The sequence below is a fragment of the Acinetobacter sp. NBRC 100985 genome, from assembly GCF_000241225.1.
GTDB lineage: Bacteria > Pseudomonadota > Gammaproteobacteria > Pseudomonadales > Moraxellaceae > Acinetobacter > Acinetobacter venetianus.
Window position 1 is genome coordinate 20,199 of sequence record NZ_BAEB01000047.1, and the last position, 7,609, is coordinate 27,807.

Below are 7,609 nucleotides of genomic sequence, written 5' to 3' on the forward strand. Positions count from 1 at the left end.
TCATACTGTAGATTTTTCAATACTTCATATAAATGAAGCTGCGACAGTTTTTGACTTTGCAGACATTAAATTTGTAGGGTCTTGTATACTAGAAGCAAAATAATTCTGTTAAAGTCACAAACGGTTTGAAATAGGATTGTCCAGTACGCACTCTTAAGGAAAATGGAGAGAATAATGAGAAAACTTTACCTTTTGCTAGCGGTTTTAACATGTAATGGTTTGGTACATGCGGATGAAAATCCATATATGCCAGAGCCAAAATTAAAAGATGCCAATGTTTCGACTTGGAATATTGGTGCAGGTTTTACAAAAAAATTACTACATGCCAATTTAGAATGGGTTAATCCTTATGGTATTGCTTATGCAAAAGCTGGTGCATTTTTAAATGATGATAACCCTGCTGGTGGTCAAGTTGGTTTTCGCTATCCATATTATTTAACAGGCACCGACAAAAATGGTTATTACATTGGTGCTTATGCAGGGCATATTGAAAGTAAACAGATTGATGGCGAAGAAAAAGCACGTTTAGGAGCAGGTGTTGATTTAGCCTTTGTATGGCTAAACTCAGAGCGAATCAGCACTTTTAGTGTTGGGATTGGCGCTGGTGAGCGACTTAAGAATAGCCGTGGTGATGTAATTGAAAAGACGGAACCAACTATTCAATTCTCTTACACTTTAAGTTTTGGTTTATAGGGGATATTTGCTCTTTGTCCTGTTAGCCATAATGTATTAATAATTTTGAGAGTCATGCATGTTTGATTACGTCAATGAATTGTGGCAGATTTTTTTAAATCGACCAGACCATCTGGCGGTCTTAAGTATTATTCCTGTGACAGCCTTTGTAACTTGGGCTCACGTGTGGATGGCTTTAAAAATGGTGTTTTACCCAATTAACTTTTGGGGATTCCATTTAGGATCATTACCTGTAGGTTGGCAAGGGATTGTTCCACGTAAAGCTGGACGTATTTCAGGCATCATTACTGACAATACATTAACTAAACTTGGTTCATTGCGAGAGTTTTTAGAAGCAATGGACCCAGAAGATATGGCGATGATCATTGGTGAACAAGTTGGTTTTGAACTTGAGCACTTAATTGATGAAGTTATGATCGACCGTAATGCAGTGCTATGGGAAAATTTACCCTATTCGATTAAACGCCGCATTTATGCTCAAGCACATAAACAACTCCCAAATACATTAAGAGAACTTGTGACTGAGCTGACCATGAACGTCGAGTCACTTGTCGATATGCGTGAAATGGTTGTTCGCCAAATGGAAGGTGATCGCCGTTTAATGGTGCGAATGTTCCTCAAAGTTGGACAAAAAGAAATTAACTTTATTTGGCATATCAGTGCATTGATTGGGATGTTCTTTGGTGTTTTCCAAATGATTGTATGGTTTGTAGTGCCTTGGCATTGGACCGTTCCATTTTGGGCATCCATTTGGGGTTTCTTGACCAACTGGATTGCAATTTGGATGGTATTTAACCCAATCGAGCCGCATTATATCCGTTATCCACAAATATTCCGCTTAACCAAAGACCGTAAATTCCCTTGGATTGTACCTGTTCTAAAGATCGGTACTTACAATGTACAAGGCGCTTTTATGAAGCGTCAGGAAGAGGTTTCAGATGTATTCGCGAGTGTGGTAACAGAGGACTTAATCACATTGAAGTCGATTATGACTGAGATGATGTACGGCAGCAAAAAAGATAAAACCCGTCGTATTGTCAAGCGCCATATTAATGAAATTATGGAAACTCCACTGGTTAGAACATCATTGCAGCTATCATTGGGTCCTAGAGAATATGCTAGACTCAAGACCGACTTGATTGATCGTTCAATTGAAATTACTATGGGGCCAGTATGTGACCCAGCCTTGAATGCTAGTCGTGCGCAAAAGATCTTTCAAATGTTTAGAGACCGTATCCGTGAACTGACACCGAAAGAGTTCCAAAATCTATTACGACCAGCGTTCCAAGAGGATGAGTGGATTTTAATTGTACTAGGTGGGGTAACTGGCTTTTTTGCAGGTTTAATCCACTTATTTGTAGCTTTCTTATAATTAATTTGATGTTGGTTGGGCAATAAGTCTGTATGATATTGCTCAATTAAAGATTTATTGTTTTTAAATGAGGATGTTCTTTATGCGCATTATTTTACTCGGACCACCTGGGGCAGGCAAAGGTACTCAAGCTCAGTTGATCTGTAAGCGCTACAATATCCCACAAATTTCAACCGGTGATATGCTCCGTGCTGCAATTCGTGAAGGTACTGATCTTGGCTTAAAAGCGAAAAGCGTTATGGAGTCAGGTGGTTTAGTATCAGACGAATTAATTATCGGTTTGGTTAAAGAGCGTATTGCTCAACCAGACTGCGTAAACGGTTGTATCTTTGACGGTTTCCCTCGTACGATTCCACAAGCTGAAGCATTAGAATCAGCTGGTATTTCAATTGATCACGTGATTGAAATTGATGTTCCTGATGAAGAGATCGTTCAACGTTTGTCTGGTCGTCGTCAACATCCAGCATCTGGTCGCGTATATCACATCGTTTATAATCCACCAAAAGTGGAAGGTAAAGATGACGAGACTGGTGAAGAGCTTGTACAACGTCCTGATGATCAAGAAGAAACAATCCGTAAGCGTTTAGGTTCTTATCATAGCGAAACTGAGCAACTTGTTGGATTCTACCAAGGTCGTGCTGCTTCTGGTGAAAATGCGCCAACTTACGATAAGTTAAATGGCTTACGTGCGATTGATGAAGTTCAAAAAGATTTATTTGCAATTTTAGATAAATAATCTAAGTTGTAGATTAATAAGGAGCTCTGACAAGGGCTCTTTTTATTTTGGAGAAAGCAAATGTTAAAAGTTGTGCTGATCATCGCGGTGATTTTAAGTTTTATTTTGCTGCTATTTTTATTATACCAAAGCCAAAAAATGCTACGTCATGTGCAAAAACAGCAAGCATTAGAAAATAAGAAGTATGGTAAAGCTCGCCAACTCCATCCTAAGTTACAACAGCAAAAAAAACCTCAGGACTAACTGAGGTTTTTTGTTTTAATCATTTTAGCCGCACCAAACTCAAAACGATCTGGCCAATTACAGACATCTGAGACAATACATTCGCCACATTTGGGTTTACGTGCGATACAGCAATAGCGTCCATGCAAGATTAGCCAATGATGTGAATCAATAATAAATTCTTTGGGAATCACTTTAACTAAACGATGTTCAACTTCGAGAACATTTTTTCCTACTGCTAAACCTGTGCGATTACCAACACGGAAAATATGCGTATCCACTGCCATGGTCGGCTGGCCAAATGCAGTATTGAGCACAACATTGGCAGTTTTTCGTCCCACCCCCGGCAATGCTTCAAGTTCTTTACGTGTTTCAGGCACTTGTCCTTGATACTGTTCAACCAAGATACGGCAGGTTTTAATCACATTTTCCGCTTTGGAATTATATAAGCCAATGGTTTTTATATATTCTTTTAAGCCATCCACGCCCAAATTGAGAATGCTTTGTGCTGTATTGGCAATTGGATAAAGTTTATCGGTGGCTTTATTGACACTGACATCTGTTGCCTGAGCAGAAAGCATCACTGCGATGAGCAATTCAAATGGAGATGTGTAGTTTAATTCTGTTTTAGGATTTGGTCGTTGTTCACGCAATCGTTCAAAAAAGATTTGAATTTGCTTTTTGGTCATATTTTTAGTTGACATGTTAACCCTCCAGCAATTCGTTTAAGCGTTGTTGTAATTCACTTAGTTGCAGCTGTTTTTTCTCATCTGCACGTAAGCTGAGCTGCTTTTCCAACTTTTTGATCTGTGTACGCAGTTTTGCTAACTCAATCGTGGTCTTTGCATCCAAAGCTGGTGTTTCAACCACTTTTTCAGTCAAGGTAATTGCTGGGACGTTATTGAGTGCTTGAGAGAATTTCGCAAAAAATGCAGCATCAATTTCAGCACGTACAATCGGGCCTTTACGATGAATTCTATGTTTTTCTTCACGTTGAATATGTGCATAGTAGCGATGTCTGAGATCATCTTGTACTTTGATCCGCTGCTCGTCGTTAGCAACTGGAGCTGTATCCTCAACTAGATCAATACAGTCAACTGGACATGGTGGAATGCAAAGTTCACAACCTGTACACAGGTCGGTCAAAATGGTATGCATGAGCTTACCACTGCCAATAATTGCATCAACAGGGCAGGCGCTAATACATTTAGTACAGCCAATGCATTCATTTTCACGGATTACCGCTTTCATTTGCTGCGGACGTCCATCTGATTGAATATCCCAAACACTTGGTTCAGCGATCAATACAGGGCGTTTTAAAAGTGTTGCCAATGCGTCAGCCACAGGTTGTCCACCCGGAACACATTTATTCGCTTCCTCGCCTTCAGCAATCGATTTTGCATACGGCAAGCATCCATCACGGTGCCCGCACAAACCACATTGTGTTTGCGGAAGTAATGCATCAATTTCACGAATGAGTGCGATAGAGGCGTCCATAGAACCAACAACTTGTTAAAACGACAGCGATGATGAAGAAAAAACAGCATAGGGTCAAGATAACTTTCTCAGTTGATTAGATTTGATTTCTATACAGCTTTAAGATTTCTTGATTAGAATGGAGTTGAATAATATTAAAGTGTCGTAAAGCGTATTTTTATGCCAATCGTAACAATAATTTGGGGTGTATTAGCCATACTTATAGTATGGGTGTTGTCTCATCCAAAAATAAGAAATAAACCTGTGTGGCGTGCAACAGTAACGCCATTGGCATCAATCATTGGTAGTGGTTTTCTGATCGCAGCACCTTTATTGAATGATTTAAGTGGTCATTATGCGATTTATGTGATGGTGACTTTATGCGTATTTGCGTACTCAATTGGTCAAATTATTCGTTGGAATATTCAGCACGTTGAGCCTAACTTAGCTGCTCAACAAGATCGTCACTTATTGCAGATTGAGCGTTTAAGTGACATTGCGTTAACCGCAGCGTATGTACTTTCAGTCACTTATTATTTGTATTTGTTTTCATCATTTATTGTCAGAATTTTTTCCATTCAGTTTTCAGGAACAACACAGATCATCACGACAGTGGTTCTACTGTTAATGGCATTCTTTGGTTATTTCCGAGGTTTTAAAATACTCGAAAAAATTGAGATTTTTGCTGTAAATATTAAGTTGAGCATTATTACTGTTTTTCTATGTGCTTTGTTGTTTTTTAATTTAGATCATCCAGCTCCCAGTTATGTTCCTTCAAGCTTTGATATGAAGCATATTCCAATCATTATGGGTTTACTCATTATGATTCAGGGATTTGAAACCAGTCGTTATCTAGGAAAAGAGTATTCAGCAGAAATTAGAGTGAAAAGTATGCGCAATGCGCAGTTATTGAGTACAGGCATTTATATCATTTTCATTCTATTGTTTAGTCTGGTTTTCCAATTACATCCGCTTAGTGGTGAAATCTCAGATACCTCTGTGATTGATATTGCAAAGTATGTGTTTTGGGGTGCACCTATTTTCCTATTTATTGCTGCGGTAACGAGCCAACTCAGTGCTGCATTAGCAGATTTTGCTGGAAATGGGGGACTAGTTAATGAAGTCTCGCAACAAAGGGTATCTGTAAAAGTTGCTTATGTTTTCATTGCTGCTGCGTGCATTGTTTTAGTTTGGTCATTCGATATTTTTGAAATTATTAGCTTTGCATCTAAAGGTTTTGCACTGTATTACTTTTTTCAATGTTTGAGTTCAATGTGGGTACATTTCCGAATAGCTAAAGCTAAGTTTGTGTTTTCACTGTGCGTTGGAATCCTGTGTTTATTGGTTGTATTGTTTGGACAGCCTTTTGAAAGCTAAAGTGAGACGTAATTAAAAACAGAGACATTGTTTTGAAAATGCTAGGCAAAACTCCTCAAGCTATTGAGCCTAGAATTGTCATTTATCCTCTCTTTTTTGATTAATAATAGTGCTATTTTTGGTTTTTTTGGTGCCATTTAATAATTTAATTTGAATTTTATAGTTTTTAATTTGGTATTTATAATATAAATAATGAATATTTATTTAAATATTTTACTGATAAATATAAATAAATTTTAAAAATAAGAAAAACTATACTCATGCCTAATAGCAAAGTATCTCTAATTTGTGAGATATTCTTTTTGGTGCATTTTTAGCACCATAATGAATCATTGTGTCGGGGGTGAGTGTTGAAATACAGCAGTTTAAGTGACTTCTTAGCTTATGTTGAAGCAAGAGATCCACATCAACCTGAATTTCTACAAGCTGTTGAAGAAGTAATGACAAGCTTGTGGCCATTTATACAGAAAAATCCAAAATATGCTGAACATGGTCTTTTAGAACGACTGATTGAACCCGAACGAGTGATTCAGTTCCGCGTATCTTGGATGGATGATCGAGGGCAAGTCCATGTCAATCGTGGATTCCGCGTGCAATATAACTCAGCAATTGGCCCATATAAAGGTGGTATGCGTTTTCATCCATCTGTGAATTTATCAATTTTAAAATTTTTAGGTTTTGAACAAACCTTTAAAAATGCGTTAACTACTTTACCGATGGGTGGTGGTAAAGGCGGTTCTGACTTTGATCCAAAGGGTAAGTCTGAAGCTGAGATCATGCGTTTTTGCCAAGCATTGATGTTCGAGTTATATCGTCATTTGGGTTCAAATACGGATATTCCAGCAGGAGATATTGGTGTTGGTGGACGCGAAGTCGGTTATATGACGGGCATGATGAAAAAACTAAGCAATGACACCTCATGTGTGTTTACAGGTAAGGGTATTTCATTTGGTGGTTCTCTCGCTCGTCCTGAAGCAACGGGTTATGGTACGGTTTATTTCGCTGAAGAAATGTTGAAAACGCGTGGTGATAATTTCGTAGGTAAAATAGTTTCAGTTTCTGGCTCAGGAAATGTGGCGCAGTTCGCAGCAGAAAAAGCGATGTTCCTCGGTGCAAAAGTTGTGACTCTCTCTGACTCAAATGGTACTGTGTATTTGAAAAATGGCTTCAGTAAAGAACTTTTAGATGAGGTGATGGAGCTGAAAAATGTCAAACGTGGACGTATTTCAGAGTTTGCTTCGAAACACGGATTTGAATATTTCGAAGGACAAACACCGTGGCATATTCCTGTTGATATTGCTTTGCCATGTGCCACTCAGAATGAATTAAATGGTGAGGATGCAGCAGCATTACTTGCTAATGGTGTGATCTGCGTAGCTGAAGGAGCAAACATGCCATCTACACTTGAAGCCGTTGAAAAATTCGTTGAGGCGAAGATTTTATATGCACCAGGTAAAGCATCAAATGCAGGCGGTGTCGCGACATCTGGTTTAGAGATGTCCCAAAATGCGAATCGCTTAGGTTGGTCTTTCGAGCAGGTCGATGAGCGTTTACATGCGATTATGAAAGAGATTCATCGAAACTGTGTCAAGTATGGTACGCAAGAAGATGGCACAATCAATTATGTTGATGGTGCGAACATAGCTGGTTTTGTTAAAGTTGCAGATGCGATATTGGGGCAGGGCATTTATTAAGAACCCCTCTCAAACCCTGTTTAATAAATAAGGCTTTCC

8 protein-coding genes are annotated in these 7,609 nt (G+C 38.6%); 6 read left to right on the top strand and 2 right to left on the bottom strand.

Annotated features, from left to right (window positions below):
* Positions 1-174: 174 nt before the first annotated feature.
* The 4 genes from ACT4_RS15300 to ACT4_RS15315 all read left to right on the top strand — a co-directional run bounded on the left by ACT4_RS15300 (position 175) and on the right by ACT4_RS15315 (position 3,044).
* Entirely contained in the window at positions 175-693 is a 519-nt protein-coding gene (locus tag ACT4_RS15300; protein ID WP_007483670.1) for a hypothetical protein, read from the top strand.
* A gap of 58 nt (positions 694-751) precedes the next feature.
* Complete coding sequence (locus ACT4_RS15305; RefSeq protein ID WP_007483672.1) at positions 752-2,065, top strand: hypothetical protein; 1,314 nt, start codon at positions 752-754, stop codon at positions 2,063-2,065.
* Positions 2,066-2,147: 82 nt separating this feature from the next.
* Positions 2,148-2,801: an adenylate kinase gene (gene adk / locus ACT4_RS15310; protein WP_004880892.1), complete on the top strand. Its 654-nt coding sequence runs from the start codon at positions 2,148-2,150 to the stop codon at positions 2,799-2,801.
* A gap of 60 nt (positions 2,802-2,861) precedes the next feature.
* Positions 2,862-3,044 (top strand): hypothetical protein, encoded by a 183-nt coding sequence (locus tag ACT4_RS15315; protein ID WP_007483675.1) that lies wholly within the window; start codon positions 2,862-2,864, stop codon positions 3,042-3,044.
* Here the strand turns inward: ACT4_RS15315 and nth are convergent.
* Together nth and ACT4_RS15325 are read right to left on the bottom strand one after the other, a co-directional pair.
* Positions 3,041-3,727: an endonuclease III gene (gene nth / locus ACT4_RS15320; protein WP_007483676.1), complete on the bottom strand. Its 687-nt coding sequence runs from the start codon at positions 3,725-3,727 to the stop codon at positions 3,041-3,043. The two genes, ACT4_RS15315 and nth, sit on opposite strands and share 4 nt — an antisense overlap.
* Before the next feature lies 1 nt (position 3,728).
* A complete protein-coding gene (locus tag ACT4_RS15325) occupies positions 3,729-4,520 on the bottom strand; it encodes an RnfABCDGE type electron transport complex subunit B (RefSeq protein ID WP_007483678.1) in 792 nt (263 codons plus the stop codon).
* A 159-nt stretch (positions 4,521-4,679) separates the two neighbouring features.
* On the opposite strand from ACT4_RS15325, the gene ACT4_RS15330 reads away from it, so the two are divergent.
* Entirely contained in the window at positions 4,680-5,876 is a 1,197-nt protein-coding gene (locus tag ACT4_RS15330) for a hypothetical protein (protein ID WP_007483679.1), read from the top strand.
* 347 nt (positions 5,877-6,223) lie between these two features.
* Entirely contained in the window at positions 6,224-7,570 is a 1,347-nt protein-coding gene (gene gdhA / locus ACT4_RS15335) for an NADP-specific glutamate dehydrogenase (protein ID WP_007483680.1), read from the top strand.
* Positions 7,571-7,609: the final 39 nt, after the last annotated feature.